Genomic DNA, 14,154 nt, shown 5'->3' on the forward strand with positions numbered 1-14,154 from the left:
GCGCACATCACGCTCCCGGCCGAAGCCCTTCCGGGGTCCGAGCCGGCACTTCCGTCGAGATAGGAATCGTCATGGCAAACCAGGACCAGAACACCTCCACCCCCGCCGAGGCGCAGCTCGCGCAGGCCGCTCCGAAGCAGGCCGCGGCTCCGAAGCCCGCCGCATCGCGCGTCGACCGTTCCTCCACGTTCTCCGCGTCGCGCGTCCCCGCCGACGAGCACGCCGCCGGCAAGACGACGATCGCTGACGGCGTCGTCGCCAAGGTCGCCGGTATCGCCGCACGCGAGGTCGCCGGTGTGTACGCACTCGGTGGCGGCGGAGCTCGTGCCTTCGGTGCGATCCGCGATGTCATCAACGCCACCGACCTCGCGCAGGGCGTCAAGGTCGAGGTCGGCGAGACCCAGGCCGCGGCCGACCTGACCATCGTGGTCGAGTACCCGGCCCCCATCCAGGAGGTCGCCGGAAACGTGCGCGCCGCCGTCGCCGGTGCCATCAGCCGCCTGGTCGGTCTCGAGGTCGTCGAGGTCAACGTCGAGGTCAACGACGTGCACGTCCCCGGCGCCGAGAACGACGACAACGAGGAGTCGCGAGTCGCATGAGTCCCACCACCACCGGCGCCCTGATCGGCGCCCTCCTCGCTCTCGCCGCCCTGCTGTTCGGCTTCTGGGGATTCCTCCTCATGGCCCTGTTCGCGGGGATCGGGGCGATCGTCGGTCGCATCGCGTCCGGCAAGCTCGACGTGCGCGGGCTCGCTGACGCCTTCACCGGGCGGCGTACCTCCTGATGCGCGCCGACCAGCACCTCGCCGCCGGTGGCGGCCCCTCCGGGGTCGCCACCAGCGGGGCCACCGTCCCCGGTCGCATCGACGTGAGAGAGCGCGTGTACCGGACGGTCACCGAGCAGGCGTCCGCGACGTTGATCGGCGTGCCTCGTGGTGACGTGAAGGTCGATGTCACCGAGCACCCGGGTGGCTTCGCCGTCCGGATCGCCACCCCGCTGCCCGTCCCCGACCTCGACGACACCGCCGCGATCGCGCAGACCATGCCGGTCCTCGAGCGGGCGCGTCAGCTGCAGGAACAGCTGCAGCAGCGCCTGACGACTCTCCTCGGACGAGACGTCAGTCGGATCAACCTCACCATCACCGGCGCCACCATCCCGGAAAGGAGAAGAGTGCGATGAGTACTCCTGTGCTTCGTCGCGTCGTACGACGCGAGACCCACTCGCCCCGGACCGTCGCGGTGTTCGTCGCCGTGATCCTCCTCATCCTCGCCCTCGCCTACATCGCGCTCGAGGTCGTGCTGTACCTCGCCGCGCAGCCCGCCCTCCTGGCGGGGCCCGTGGCCGGATGGGGGTGGCTGGTCGGACTGCCCACCGCGCAGCCTGCCGGGCTCGTCATCGCCGGCAGCGTCGTCCTCGCCCTGATCGGCCTGGTCTTCATCGTGCTGGCGATCACCCCTGGTCGCCTGTCGAAGCACGTGATCGACGCGGGTGACCGCGCCGTGGTCGTCGACAACGGCGTCATCGCGAGCGCGCTGGCCCAGCACCTGTCCGATGAGACGGGGATCGCCCGGGAGAACATCACCGTCGGCGTCGGTCACCGCAGCGTCGACGTCACCGTGCGCCCGGGCGCCGGCATCCCCCTGGAGAAGAGTTCCGTGCAGTCGGCCGCTCAGGCCGCGCTGGACACCTACCGTCTGTCCCGATCCGTGCGCACCCGCGTCCGCATCGAGACCCCGACCGAGAAGGAAGACGAGCTGTGAACAACACCAACCGTGCGTTGAACCGCATCCTGTTGCTCATCATCGGCGCGCTGTTCCTCGGTCTGGGAGCCGTGGGGATCGCGATCATGTCGTGGCCCACCGCCACCGACATCTGGAAATCCGCGGGAAAGGGCGCCGAATCCTGGTTCGACCAGGCCTTCGCGTCGACCCAGATCGCGGGAGGCCAGGCGACGTGGCTCGGGATCGGCGCGGTCGCCGCGATCGTGATCGTGATCGTGCTGCTGATCCTCGCGCTCACCAGCGTGTCGGGTCGCCGGTCGAAGACCGTTCTGCGCTCCTCCGGCGCGCAGAACCCGCTCGGCCGGGTCACGGTCACCGAGTCGTTCGTGTCGGACGCCGTGAAGAACTCGCTCGCGACGCGGGACGAGATCCTCTCGACGCACGTCACAGCGAACGACATCCGTCGTCGGCCCGTGCTGCACGTCGCGGTCACCCCGCGACAGAACACGGATCCGCGCGTCCTCGTCGACCACGTCGACCGCCTCCTCACCAACCTGGCGACCCTGACCGGGCGCGACACCGAGACCTACATCTCGATCCACACCGGTCTGCGGGCCCGCCTGGCCCACGACCAGCGCCGACTCTCCTGAGTCGTCGCCCCTGATCGGAGAGCAGCATCATGCGGAACAAGATCCTCATCATCGGTGCCGTCGCGTTCGCCGCCTACATCCTGGGCAGTCGGGTCGCGAAGGTGCAGATCGACCAGCGGGAGTCCGTCCGGCACCAGCTGGTGCGGATGTGGAACGACCCGAAGGCGAAGAAGCGCCGCCACAAGACCGCTGAGAAGGCCGCGAAGACCGCCGCGAAGGCGATCGACAAGGCACGGAAGAACAGGAGCTGACAAATGGCAGATCGCACACTCAAGGATCAGGCCGCCGACGCCGCCGAGAACCTCGCCGACACCGCGCGCGACGCGGGGGACGCGGCGAAGGACGCGGCGGACGATGCCCTGGACACGGCGAACGACGTCGTGTCGGAGGCGGCGGACAAGGCCGAGAGCCTGACGGAGGATCTCTCCGAGAAGGTCGGCGCGGGAGCGGAGCGGATCGGCTCGGCCGCCGGGCACCTCGCGGATGCCGCATCCGACGCCGGGCGCTCGCTCGGCAGCCGCACCGCCGACCTCTACGACCGTCATCCGATCGCCGTCGTGTCGGCCGCGATCATCGCCGCACTCGCGGGCATCGCCGGGCTGATCGCCTGGGCGCGACGCTGACATCCTTCCTGGACTTATCGTCGGCCGCGTGAGCTCCCGGCGATAAGGCGGCGGGTCATCCCGCCGTCGCACCCTCCATCACCACCACCATGAAAGGAGCCCATCATGGGACTCGACGACAAGATCAAGAACGCCGCTCAGGACCTCACCGGCAAGGCGAAGGAGGCCATCGGCAACGTGACGAACAACGACAAGCTCGCCGCCGAGGGCCAGGCGGACCAGGCCAAGGCCGACGTCAAGAAGGCCGGCGAAGACGTCAAGGACGCCTTCAAGAAGTGACCCCCTGCCGGCGGGTGGGAGCACGATCCATGCGTCCCCCCCGCCGGCCTCTTCGCCCGTGCCTCCACGCGGGGCGCGGTCCGCACAGATCAGAGAGATGAGAAGCGCCATGACGGTCACCTCCATCGACATCGATCAGGATGTGCTGCGCCAGGCGAAGCAGCTCTGCGGGAGCACGACGAGCCGGGAGACGGTCGATCTCGCTCTGCGCACGCTCATCGCCGTGCGACGTCAGCCGGTCGCGGTCGAGCGCATCATCTCGCGTCGCTTCGGCGGCGAGGAGGGGTCGGTGAGCGACGAGGTCGACGTCGCCTCATGACCACGTACCTCGTCGACAACAGCATCTGGCGCCGCGCCGGAGCCAGCGCGGCGATCGCCCGCCAGCTTCGGGAGATCAGCCCTCACGACCTCCTCCTCACCTGTCCGCCGCAGGTGCTCGACTACTGCCGGGTCGCCCGCTCCGCGGCGGAGTACACCGAACTCCGCGCCGACATGGACGGGCTGCGCGCCGCCTGGCACCACCCCACCGAAGCGGATGCCCTCGACATCCAGCAGGCGCTCGGGGCCCGCACGGCAGAGTCCGCCGCGTGCTGCCTCATCGCCGCCTACGGCGTGGTGAACGATGCCGTCGTCCTGAACGCGGACCGCACGTTCGGATCCATCGAGATCGCGACGCGCGGGGCAGCGCGGCAGGAATTCATCGCGGCGTGAACGGCTCGCGGAGCCGATCCGGTCAGCGTCGCCGTCGGGCGAAACGCTCCCGGGTCGCCCCGTCCGGCGTGTAGACCACGAGCTGGATGTCGGTCTGATCCGAGGGGCGCATCTGGTGGTGCTCGAAGACCAGGCGGCCGAGCTCGGGATGCTGGAACACCCGCTCGCGCGACTCGAAACCCCGGATGTCGTGGCTCTCCCAGCGCTCGCGGAAGTCCGGGCTCGCCTCGATCAGTCGCTCGACGAGATCCCGATAGCGCGGATCACCCAGCCGCGGACCGACCTCGGCGCGGAACTCGGCCAGAAAGCGACGACTCGTCACATCCCAGTCGTCGAGCAGCATCCGCACCGAGGGATCGGTGAAGATCAGCCACAGCAGGTTGCGCTGCTCGGGCGGGATGCGGGCGATGTTCGGGTACAGGGCCTCGTAGGCGCGGTTCCACGCGGCCACACCCCAGTCGGGTGCGAGGGCGTAGGACGGATGGTCCGCGAGCGCATCGAGGAACCGCTGCACGTGCGCGGGAGCAGTCGCCACGGCGGATGCCGACCCGGGGCGCGCGGGCGCGAAACCCGCGAGCGTGAGCAGATAGTCGTGCTCGGCGAGGGTGAGGTGCAACGCGGTGGCGACGGCATCCAGCACCTGCCGGGAGGGGTTGATGTCACGCCCTTGCTCGAGCCAGGTGTACCAGGTGACGCTGACGCCGGAGAGGTACGAGATCTCCTCGCGCCGCAGCCCCACCGTGCGCCCGCGGCCCGCGGGAGGCAGTCCGAAGGCCGCACGGTCGAGGTGCTCGCGCCGGGCGCGGAGGAACGCGCCCAGCTCCTTGCGCTGCTCCTCGTCGCTGGCCATGCGTTCAAACCTAGTGCTCCCACTACTAGTGTCAGCGCCGTCTTCCGGCCGCGGCGCGACCGGGTCAGAGTGGGAGGATGCCCACGCCTCTCCGCTCCCGTACCGTCACGCACGGCCGCAACATGGCCGGCGCGCGCGCTCTGCTGCGCGCTGCCGGCGTGGATCCCGCCGACTTCGGCAAGCCCATCATCGCCGTCGCGAACAGCTTCACCGAGTTCGTCCCCGGACACACGCACCTGCAGCCCGTGGGGCGCATCGTGTCCGACGCGATCTCTGCGGCGGGCGGCATCCCGCGCGAGTTCAACACGATCGCCGTCGACGACGGCATCGCGATGGGCCACGGCGGGATGCTGTACTCCCTGCCCTCCCGTGATCTGATCGCCGACTCGGTCGAGTACATGGTCAACGCGCATCAGGCCGACGCTCTCGTGTGCATCTCGAACTGCGACAAGATCACGCCGGGCATGCTGATGGCCGCGCTCCGCCTGAACATCCCGACCGTGTTCGTCTCGGGGGGACCGATGGAGGCCGGACGGGCGACGCTCGTCGACGGCACCGTGCGGACGCTCGATCTGGTCGACGCGATCTCGGAGGCCGCGAACGACGCGATCTCCGACGCCGACATCGCCCGCATCGAGGAGAACGCCTGCCCGACCTGCGGCTCCTGCTCGGGGATGTTCACCGCGAACTCCATGAACTGCCTGGTCGAGGCGCTCGGGCTCGCGCTGCCGGGCAACGGCTCCGTCCTCGCGACCCACACCGCTCGCCGTGCCCTGTACGAGCGGGCGGGGGAGGTCGCCGTCGAGATCACGCACCGCTTCTACGACGAGGACGACACCTCCGTGCTGCCCCGCGAGGTCGCGAGCTTCGCCGCGTTCGAGAACGCCATGGCGCTCGACATCGCGATGGGCGGCTCGACCAACACGATCCTGCATCTGCTCGCGGCCGCGCACGAAGCGGGCATCGACTTCGGCCTCGACGAGATCGACGCCGTGTCCCGTCGCGTGCCGTGTCTGGCGAAGATCGCTCCGAATCCGGCAGCCGGCCGCATGTACTACATGGAAGACGTGCACCGGGCCGGCGGCATCCCCGCGGTGCTCGGGGAGCTGCGCCGCGGCGGTCTGCTCGAGGAGTCGGTCAGCAGCATCCACTCCCCGTCGTTCGCCGCGTGGCTCGACGACTGGGATGTGCGCGGCGGGAAGGCCACCTCGACCGCCCACGACCTCTGGTTCGCGGCGCCGGGAGGAGTGCGCTCCTCGACCGCGTTCTCGCAGTCGCAGCGCTGGGCCGCTCTCGACACCGACGCCGAGCACGGCTGCATCCGCTCGGTCGAGCACGCGTACTCGGTCGACGGCGGACTCGCGGTGCTGCGGGGCAACCTGGCGGTCGACGGTGCCGTGGTCAAGACCGCCGGTGTCGACCCCTCGATCCTGGTGTTCTCGGGCCCCGCGGTGGTCTGCGAGTCGCAGGAGGACGCGGTCGCGAAGATCCTCGGCAAGGAGATCCAGCCGGGCGACGTGGTCGTGATCCGGTACGAGGGGCCGAAGGGCGGCCCGGGGATGCAGGAGATGCTGCATCCGACGTCGTTCCTCAAGGGACTCGGTCTCGGCAAGGTCTGCGCGCTGGTCACCGATGGCCGGTTCTCGGGCGGAACCTCGGGGCTGTCGATCGGTCACGTGTCTCCGGAGGCGGCCGGCGGGGGAGTGATCGCACTCGTGGAGGACGGCGACATCATCGACATCGACATCCCGTCGCGGGTCCTCGCCCTGCGGGTGGACGACGGGGAGCTCGACCGACGCCGAGCCCGGCTCCTGGACGCCGGCGGGTATCGCCCGAAGCACCGCGAGCGGCCGGTGTCCCTGGCGCTGCGGGCATATGCCGCCCTGGCCACGTCGGCGGATCGCGGTGCGGTGCGCGACGTCGAGGCGGTCGAGCGTGCGCTGCGCGCGCAGGAGCAGCGTCAGTCCAGCCTGGTCTAGGGGAGCGGGACGGGATTCGGGAGGAGGTCTTCGTGTGGGGAGGAGCGGATGCCGGGATTCGTCCGCCCGAGGGCGAGTTCTCCTCCTGAAGCGCCGAAGGCGGCCGTCAGTCCGCGGTCGAGCGGCGGGGGAGGAGCTGCATCGGGAGGACCACGCTCTCGTAGGCGCGCGTGCGGTCGGCCAGACGCGCCACGGCGAGACGCGCGGCCTGGCGCCCGAGTGCCTCGACGTCGCCGGTCACGACGCTGATGCCGAGCACCCGCGCCCACTCCGGCTCGTCGAAGCCGATCACGGCGGGCGGCTCCTCGTGGCCGGAGATCTCCTCCATGACTCCGAGCAGGATGCGGTTGTTCCCCGCGACCACGGCGGTGGGAGGCTCGTCGAGGGCGAGCAGCTCGCGCATGCACGCGCGTGAGGAGGCCACATCGTGCGCGTCGGTGCGCAGCAGCTCACGCCAGCTCGCATCGGCTTCGTCGAGCACGTCGCCCATGCCGGCCAGGCGCTGGCGGTACGTCGGCAGCCACGCGTAGTCGCCGATGAAGGCGATGCGGCGGTGGCCCCGGTCGATCAGGTGCCGGGCGGCGAGGCGCCCGCCCTCCCGGTTGTCGAACACGACCGAGTCGGCGTCGAGATGCTCCGGGGGGCGGTCGACGAAGACGACGGGGATGCCGCGGGCCTGCAGCTGCGCGTAGTCGGCGTGATCGGCCATCGCCGACACCGTGATGACGGCCGTGGTCTGGCGATCGGCGAGATCACGCGCGACCCGGCGCTCCTGATCGGCGGACTCCCGGGAGTTCGCGACCGAGAGGTGCATGCCGCGGGTGCGGATCTCGTCTTCGATCGCCTCCGCGAGGGCGGAGTAGAACGGGTTCGTGAAGTCGCCGGTGATCAGACCGATCGAGTCGGCCAGGCGTCCGCTGGCGAGCAGGCTCGCCGCGGCGTTGCGCTGATAGTCGAGGGCGGCCGCCGCGGCCAGCACGCTCGCGAGGGTCTTCTCGCTCACGTACGATTCGCCGCCCAGGGCGCGCGACGCCGTCTTCAGGCTCACGCCCGCCCGCGCGGCGACCTGTGCGAGCGTCGGTCGCGGCGCCGCGGCGTCATCCGATCGATTCATGCGTTCCCTCGCTCGTCCCCGAAGGGGATAGCTCATTATGTCTGCTGATGCTCTGTGGGACGATCCTTCCCCCCGCGCACAGCTCTGTGATAGCGTCCTCATCATATGACAGCGATGTCATACCGTCATGCGGCGGCCGATCTCGGCTCCTGCAGACGAACGACACACCGCAGTGGAGTTTGAGGAGCAACCATGAGGGTCCCCCGCCCGAGGAACGCACGATCCGCCCGTCGCTCGTGGGCCGCCGCCGGTATCGCCGCCACGGTGGGCCTGGCGATGCTGACGCCGATGTCGGCGACGGCCGCCGCCGAGACCACCTTCGGGTCGTCGTTCGAGGCCGCCGACACCGCCCCCGTGCTCACGGGCACCGGCGCCGCGATCAACGTCACCGGCAGCCGCTTCACCCCGGGCAGCGTGCTCGGGGGAGTCGTGGCCGTGACGGCATCCGCGCAGAACGCCCCCAACGAGGTCGCCGCCGCGCTCGCCGACGGCAACGCCTCCTCGAAGTGGCTCGCGTTCGCGAACACGGCCTGGGCGCAGTACGAGCTCGCCGAACCGCAGCCGATGGTGCGCTACACCCTCACCTCGGGCGGCGACGCCCCCGAGCGCGACCCCCGCGACTTCCGCGTGCAGGCCTCCGACAACGGCACCGACTGGGTGACGATCGACGAGCGCACCGGCGAGCAGTTCTCGGCGCGCGGGGAGACCCGCAGCTTCACGCTCGACACCCCGAGCGAACCGCACCTGTACTACCGACTCGACGTGCAGGCGACGAGGACCCCGACCGCGAACATCGTGCAGCTCGCCGGGTGGGAGCCCATCGCCGTCGACGGTGCCGACCCCGAGCCCGCCGACCTGATGCTGCAGGTCGGCAACGGACCCACCAGCTCCGACACCGCCAAGACGGGCGTCGGCTTCACGGGAACCAAGGCGCTGCAGTACAACGGCCGCCACCTCGACGCCGGCCCCGCCTCCTCGACCAGCGTGCTCTACGACGGCGTCGACATCGCGGTCGCGGAGGACAGCCAGCTGTCGTACCTCGTCTTCCCCGAGCTCGACGGCGAGCAGACCTACGCCGCGACCTTCGTCGCGGTCGACCTCACGTTCGACGACGGCACCGCCCTGTCGACCAGCGGCGCGGTGGACTCCTACGGCTACGGCGCGAACGCGCGTCAGCAGGGCCAGGCCAATGTGCTCTGGCCCAACCAGTGGAACAAGGTCACGGTCGACCTCGGCGCGTTCGCCGGGCGTACGGTCAGCGACATCCTGTTCTCCTACGACCACCCCGGCTCCGAGGTGAAGGGCGTCGAGGTTCCGACCGCCGCCACCGCATTCGGCGGCTGGCTCGACGACATCGCGATCGGCGCGGCGGAGGAGCTCGACACCTCCGACGGCCTCGTCTCGTACGTCGACACGCGCCGCGGCACCAACTCGACCGGCGGCTTCTCGCGCGGCAACAACCTCCCGGCGACCGCGTGGCCGAACGGCTTCAACTTCATCACCCCGATGACCAACGCCGACAACGTCGGGACCATCTACCAGTACCAGCGGGCCAACACCGCGCAGAACCTGCCGGCGCTGAACGGCATCGGCTTCTCCCACCAGCCGAGCATCTGGATGGGAGACCGCAACCAGATCGCCGTGCTGCCCGCCGCCAACGCGAACCCCACCTCGTCGCTGAACGACCGCAAGCTCACGTTCCACCATGAGAACGAGACCGCGCGGCCGGACATCTACGACGTCACCTTCGACAACGGCATCCGCACCGAGGTCACCGCGACCGACCACGGCGCGATCTACCGCTTCGAGTTCGCCGGCGACGACGGCTCCGTGCTGGTCGACCAGCTCGTGGACTCCTCGAAGCTCTCGATCTCGGGCGACACCGTCTCCGGCTGGGTCGACGGCGGGTCGGGGTGGCCCGGTCGCACGCGCATGTTCGTGTACGGCACCTTCGACCGCCAGCCCACCGCATCGGGCGCGACCACGCAGGGGAATCGCAACGGCTCCGCGCGTTACGCCGCGTTCGACACCGCGGACGACCGCACGGTCGAGCTGCGCCTGTCGTCGTCGTTCATCTCGCAGGATCAGGCGAAGGCCAACCACGGCTTCGAGCTCGACGGCGTCTCGTTCGACGAGGCGCACGCCGCGGTCCGCGACGCATGGAACGAGCGCCTCGGCGTCGTGCACGACGTCACGGGCGCGACCGACACGCAGCTGGTGACGCTGTACTCGAGCCTGTACCGCCTGAACCTCTACCCGAACTCGCAGTTCGAGAACACGGGGACCGAGGCGGACCCCGAGTACAAGTACGCGAGCCCGGTGTCGGCCACGAGCGGCGCGGCGAGCGACACGCAGACCAACGCGAAGATCGTCGACGGCAAGATCTACGTCAACAACGGATTCTGGGACACCTATCGCACGGCCTGGCCGCTGTACTCGATGCTGTACCCGGAGGTCACCGAGGAGCTCGTCGACGGCTTCGTGCAGCAGTACCGCGACGGCGGGTGGGTCGCCCGCTGGTCGTCCCCCGGCTACGCCGACCTGATGACGGGCACGAGCTCCGACGTCGCGTTCGCCGAGGCGTACCTCGCCGGAGCCCTCAGCACCGACACCGCGCTCGAGGCCTATGACGCGGCGGTCAAGAACGCCACCGTGCTGCCGGCATCCAACGCCGTCGGGCGCAAGGGTCTCGGACAGTCGATCTTCCTCGGATACACCGAGGCGTCGACGCACGAGAGCGCCTCCTGGGGACTCGAGGGATACATCAACGACTTCGGCATCGCCGAGATGGCGAAGGCCCTCGCGGAAGACCCGAACACCCCGGCCGAGCGCGTCGCGCAGCTGCAGGAGGAGGCGACCTACTTCGAGGCGCGCGCCGAGCACTACGTCGAGATGTACAACCCCGAAGCGGGCACGTTCACCTCGCGCAACGCCGACGGCACCTGGACAGCCGGCGCCGAGTTCGACCGCAAGGCCTGGGGCGGCGCCTTCACCGAGGCCAGCGCCTGGACCTTCGCGTTCCACGCACCGCACGACGTCGACGGACTCGCGGCGCTCTACGGCGGCCGTCAGGGTCTGGTCGACGAGATGCACGAGTTCCTCACGGTGCGGGAGAAGGCCGACTACTCCGGCATCCACGAGGCCCGCGAAGCACGCGACGTGCGTCTCGGCATGCTCGGCATGTCGAACCAGATCGCGCACCACATCCCCTACGTGCTCGCCGAGGCGGGCGATCCCTCCGGGGCGCAGGAACTGATCCGCGACATCCAGGACCGCCTGTTCGTGGGCTCCGACATCGGCCAGGGCTACCCGGGCGATGAGGACAACGGCGAGTTCTCGGCCTGGTACGTCTTCTCGGCGCTCGGCTTCTACCCGCTCGAGGTCGGGTCCGGCGACTACACGATCGGCACGCCGCTGTTCGACAGCGCGACGCTGTCGATCGGCGACACCGAGCTCGTGATCAACGCACCAGGAGCATCCGAGGGCAAGGACTACGTCGCGGGCGTGAGCGTCAACGGCGAAGCGATCACGGAGACCACCTTCGACGGCGACCTGGTGCGGGCGGGCGGCACGCTCGACTTCACGATGAGCGACACTCCCTCCACCTGGGGTGCGAAGGACCTCGGCGAGCAGCTCGAGGTTCCCACCACGCTGGTCGACGCGACCAAGGTCGGACGCGGTGCTCTGGCCGCGACCGACGGCACTCCCGTGGGATCGCTGGTCGACGACAACATGAACTCGACCGTCACGTTCGCGGGCGACTCCACCGAACTGGTGTGGACCTCGCAGTCCGGACCCGTCTCGATCGGCCAGTACACGCTCACGAGTGCGGGCAAGGCCGACGCTCCGTCGAGCTGGACGCTGGAGGGATCACTCGACGGCACCACGTGGACCGAGATCGACAGCCGCGAGGGCGAGGCGTTCCTGTGGGACAACCAGACCCGGCCGTTCTCGACCGAGGGGGCAGACGGATTCACCTCCGTGAAGCTGACCCTGCGCTCGTCGAGTGAGACGCTGTCGCTGTCGGAGGTCGAGCTGTTCGCTTCGGCATCCGCGGCCGACGGGCTGTCGATATCGGCCGGCGCCGCGCAGCGGGTGGCGGTGGACACCGAGTTCGCCGGACAGCTCGCGACCATCGTCGGAACCGAGACGGATGCCGCCGGCTACACCGTCACGGTCGACTACGGCGACGGCACCGCGGTGTCGGATGCGGTGCTCGATCGCGATGATCTCGGCGGCTGGAAGGTGAGCGCCCCGCACACCTTCACGGCTCCCGGCACGTATTCGGCGGTCGTCACGGCGCGTGACTCGAGCGGTGCGGTGGCTCAGGCCACGACCACCGTCACGGTCTTCCGCGACGAGACGCTGGTCGGCGCATTCAACAACGTCTGCATCGGCGACCTGGGCGTGACCGCGGCGAACTGCGACTCGCAGGGCCACGGCTACTACCGCGACAAGCTGGCAGCCGACGGCTTCGTGCAGGGCGAGACCCTGACGATCCCCGGCAGCACGCTCACGTACGACCTTCCGGCGGTGGCCGCGGGTGCGCCCGACAACATCACCGGCGAGGGTCAGACCGTGCGCTTCTCCCTCGGCGACGGTGCGACGCAGCTCGCGTTCATCGGCACCGCGACCGAGAGCAACCGCGACTCGGACGCCGTGCTGCACTTCACCGACGGCACCGAGCAGACCGTGACCATCAGCCTGGGCGACTGGGTCGGGGCGTCGGGCAACCCGTACAAGGGCAACACCGTGCTCACGATCTCGGAGGGTCGACTCTCCGGCACCGCCGCGGAATCGGGCGGGCCGAAGAACACGGCGATCTACGCCACGGCACCGATCACGCTGGATGTCGATGACGACGGCGCCCCCAAGGTCGTCGAGTCGTTGACGATGCCGACCGAGCCCGGTTCTCTGAACGACGGACGCGTGCACATCTTCGCGATCGCCTCGGACGGCGACCGTGCGGCCAGTGCGCCGTTGAGCGTGGAGGCCGGCGCGGTCGACGGGCAGATCGCGGGGGAGTCGTTCGACGCCGAGCTCGCGACCGTCACCGGCGGAGCGGGAGATGTCAGCGCCGTGGTCAACTGGGGTGACGGCTCGGCCGTGTCCCCGGTCGACGTGGAGGACGGCGTGGTCGCATCGGGCCACACCTACGCCACGGCCGGCACCTACACCGCGACGATCACGGCGGATGACGGCGTGCGATCCGCGGATGCCTCCCTGCAGATCACCGTCGAGGCACCGGTCCCCGCCTACGAGCCCGTCATCACGGCTCCCGAGCAGGCACGCCCCGGCGACACGGTCGAGATCACCGGCACCGGGTTCGCGCCCGGCGAGGACGTCGCGATCCGCATCGACGATGAGGAGCCGGTGACGGTGCAGGCCGATGACGACGGCGCGATCCGCGGCGACATCACGGTGCCCGAGGATGCCGTGGACGGCGATCACCCCGTGGTGGCGCTCGGCGACGTCTCGAACGTCGAGGCACGGGCGTCACTCCGGGTCGCCGCCGAGACCACGACCCCGGAGAGCACCGCGGTCACGCTGACCGCGGGGACCGACGACCCGGTCGCCGGAGAGACGGTCGCCCTCACCGCGACCGTCACCCCGGCGGAGGCAGCGGGAACGGTCGAGTTCGTCGAGGGCGAGACCGTGGTCGGATCGGCCACCGTCACCGGCGGCACCGCGACGGCCGACGTGCTGATCGCGACCTCCGGTGCGCACACCTACGTGGCGCGGTTCGTGCCCTCCGATCCGGAGGCGTTCCGCGGCTCCGAGTCGGCCGGGCTCACGCTCCAGGTGCGCGACACCCCGGTGCTGGAGGCCGAGCTCGTGCTCGGTGCCCGCAGCGTGGTGCAGGGAGGATCGATCGAGGTCTCCGGTCGCGGGTTCGCGGCGGGCGAGGTCGTCGAGATCACGCTGCACTCCGAGCCGCTCCGCCTCGGCGAGGTCACGGCCGACGGCACCGGAGCGTTCCGGACCGAGCTCACCGTGCCCCCGTCCGCCGAGGTCGGCGCGCACACCGTGATCGCGGTGGGCGTGGATTCCGAGCTCAGCGCCGAGGCGGCCCTGCGCGTCACGGCCGCGGGCGGCGGAGGCGGTGACGGCCTGGCCGGTACCGGTGCCGTCGTCCCCGTGACGCTCATCGCGCTGCTGCTCGCGCTGCTCGTGACCGGCGGTGTGCTGGTGCTCCGCCGCCGCCGCGTGGAGTCCTGACCCCCGGC

At 70.2% G+C, this 14,154-nt stretch carries 14 protein-coding genes; 12 read left to right on the forward strand and 2 right to left on the reverse strand.

Annotated features, from left to right (window positions below; genetic code table 11):
* The first annotated feature begins 71 nt into the window (after positions 1–71).
* The 10 genes from ACWA14_RS00065 to ACWA14_RS00110 all read left to right on the forward strand — a co-directional run bounded on the left by ACWA14_RS00065 (position 72) and on the right by ACWA14_RS00110 (position 3,984).
* Positions 72–599 (forward strand): Asp23/Gls24 family envelope stress response protein, encoded by a 528-nt coding sequence (locus tag ACWA14_RS00065; protein WP_463795403.1) that lies wholly within the window; start codon positions 72–74, stop codon positions 597–599.
* On the forward strand, positions 596–784 hold the full coding sequence (locus tag ACWA14_RS00070) for a DUF2273 domain-containing protein (RefSeq protein ID WP_463795404.1): 189 nt from the start codon (positions 596–598) through the stop codon (positions 782–784). Before ACWA14_RS00065 ends, ACWA14_RS00070 begins: the two co-directional genes overlap by 4 nt.
* Positions 784–1,179 (forward strand): hypothetical protein, encoded by a 396-nt coding sequence (locus ACWA14_RS00075; RefSeq protein WP_463795405.1) that lies wholly within the window; start codon positions 784–786, stop codon positions 1,177–1,179. Before ACWA14_RS00070 ends, ACWA14_RS00075 begins: the two co-directional genes overlap by 1 nt.
* Positions 1,176–1,760, forward strand: a complete 585-nt coding sequence (locus ACWA14_RS00080) for a DUF6286 domain-containing protein (RefSeq protein WP_463795406.1) — start codon at positions 1,176–1,178, stop codon at positions 1,758–1,760. Before ACWA14_RS00075 ends, ACWA14_RS00080 begins: the two co-directional genes overlap by 4 nt.
* Positions 1,757–2,371 carry a hypothetical protein gene (locus ACWA14_RS00085; RefSeq protein ID WP_463795407.1) on the forward strand — a complete coding sequence of 205 codons (615 nt, stop codon included), beginning with the start codon at positions 1,757–1,759 and terminating at the stop codon, positions 2,369–2,371. The genes ACWA14_RS00080 and ACWA14_RS00085 overlap by 4 nt, the downstream gene beginning before the upstream one ends.
* Positions 2,372–2,400: 29 nt before the next feature.
* Positions 2,401–2,622, forward strand: coding sequence for a hypothetical protein (locus ACWA14_RS00090; RefSeq protein ID WP_463795408.1), 222 nt, complete (start codon positions 2,401–2,403; stop codon positions 2,620–2,622).
* Between the two features lie 3 nt (positions 2,623–2,625).
* Positions 2,626–2,994, forward strand: coding sequence for a hypothetical protein (locus tag ACWA14_RS00095; RefSeq protein ID WP_463795409.1), 369 nt, complete (start codon positions 2,626–2,628; stop codon positions 2,992–2,994).
* A 105-nt stretch (positions 2,995–3,099) separates the two neighbouring features.
* Positions 3,100–3,273 carry a CsbD family protein gene (locus ACWA14_RS00100; RefSeq protein ID WP_463795410.1) on the forward strand — a complete coding sequence of 58 codons (174 nt, stop codon included), beginning with the start codon at positions 3,100–3,102 and terminating at the stop codon, positions 3,271–3,273.
* 109 nt (positions 3,274–3,382) lie between these two features.
* A complete protein-coding gene (locus ACWA14_RS00105; RefSeq protein WP_463795411.1) occupies positions 3,383–3,592 on the forward strand; it encodes a type II toxin-antitoxin system VapB family antitoxin in 210 nt (69 codons plus the stop codon).
* Positions 3,589–3,984 (forward strand): PIN domain-containing protein, encoded by a 396-nt coding sequence (locus ACWA14_RS00110; protein WP_463795412.1) that lies wholly within the window; start codon positions 3,589–3,591, stop codon positions 3,982–3,984. The genes ACWA14_RS00105 and ACWA14_RS00110 overlap by 4 nt, the downstream gene beginning before the upstream one ends.
* A gap of 22 nt (positions 3,985–4,006) precedes the next feature.
* Here ACWA14_RS00110 and ACWA14_RS00115 read toward each other — a convergent pair whose 3' ends face one another.
* Positions 4,007–4,834, reverse strand: coding sequence for a helix-turn-helix transcriptional regulator (locus tag ACWA14_RS00115; RefSeq protein ID WP_463795413.1), 828 nt, complete (start codon positions 4,832–4,834; stop codon positions 4,007–4,009).
* Positions 4,835–4,911: 77 nt separating this feature from the next.
* Between ACWA14_RS00115 and ilvD the strand changes: the two genes are divergently transcribed.
* Positions 4,912–6,813 carry a dihydroxy-acid dehydratase gene (gene ilvD / locus ACWA14_RS00120; RefSeq protein ID WP_463795414.1) on the forward strand — a complete coding sequence of 634 codons (1,902 nt, stop codon included), beginning with the start codon at positions 4,912–4,914 and terminating at the stop codon, positions 6,811–6,813.
* A gap of 106 nt (positions 6,814–6,919) precedes the next feature.
* Here the strand turns inward: ilvD and ACWA14_RS00125 are convergent, their stop codons facing one another.
* On the reverse strand, positions 6,920–7,927 hold the full coding sequence (locus tag ACWA14_RS00125; RefSeq protein WP_463795415.1) for a LacI family DNA-binding transcriptional regulator: 1,008 nt from the start codon (positions 7,925–7,927) through the stop codon (positions 6,920–6,922).
* 192 nt (positions 7,928–8,119) lie between these two features.
* On the opposite strand from ACWA14_RS00125, the gene ACWA14_RS00130 reads away from it, so the two are divergent.
* Positions 8,120–14,146: a GH92 family glycosyl hydrolase gene (locus ACWA14_RS00130; RefSeq protein WP_463795416.1), complete on the forward strand. Its 6,027-nt coding sequence runs from the start codon at positions 8,120–8,122 to the stop codon at positions 14,144–14,146.
* The last annotated feature ends 8 nt before the right edge of the window (positions 14,147–14,154 follow it).

The organism is Microbacterium sp. TW_SC_2 (genome assembly GCF_055361165.1).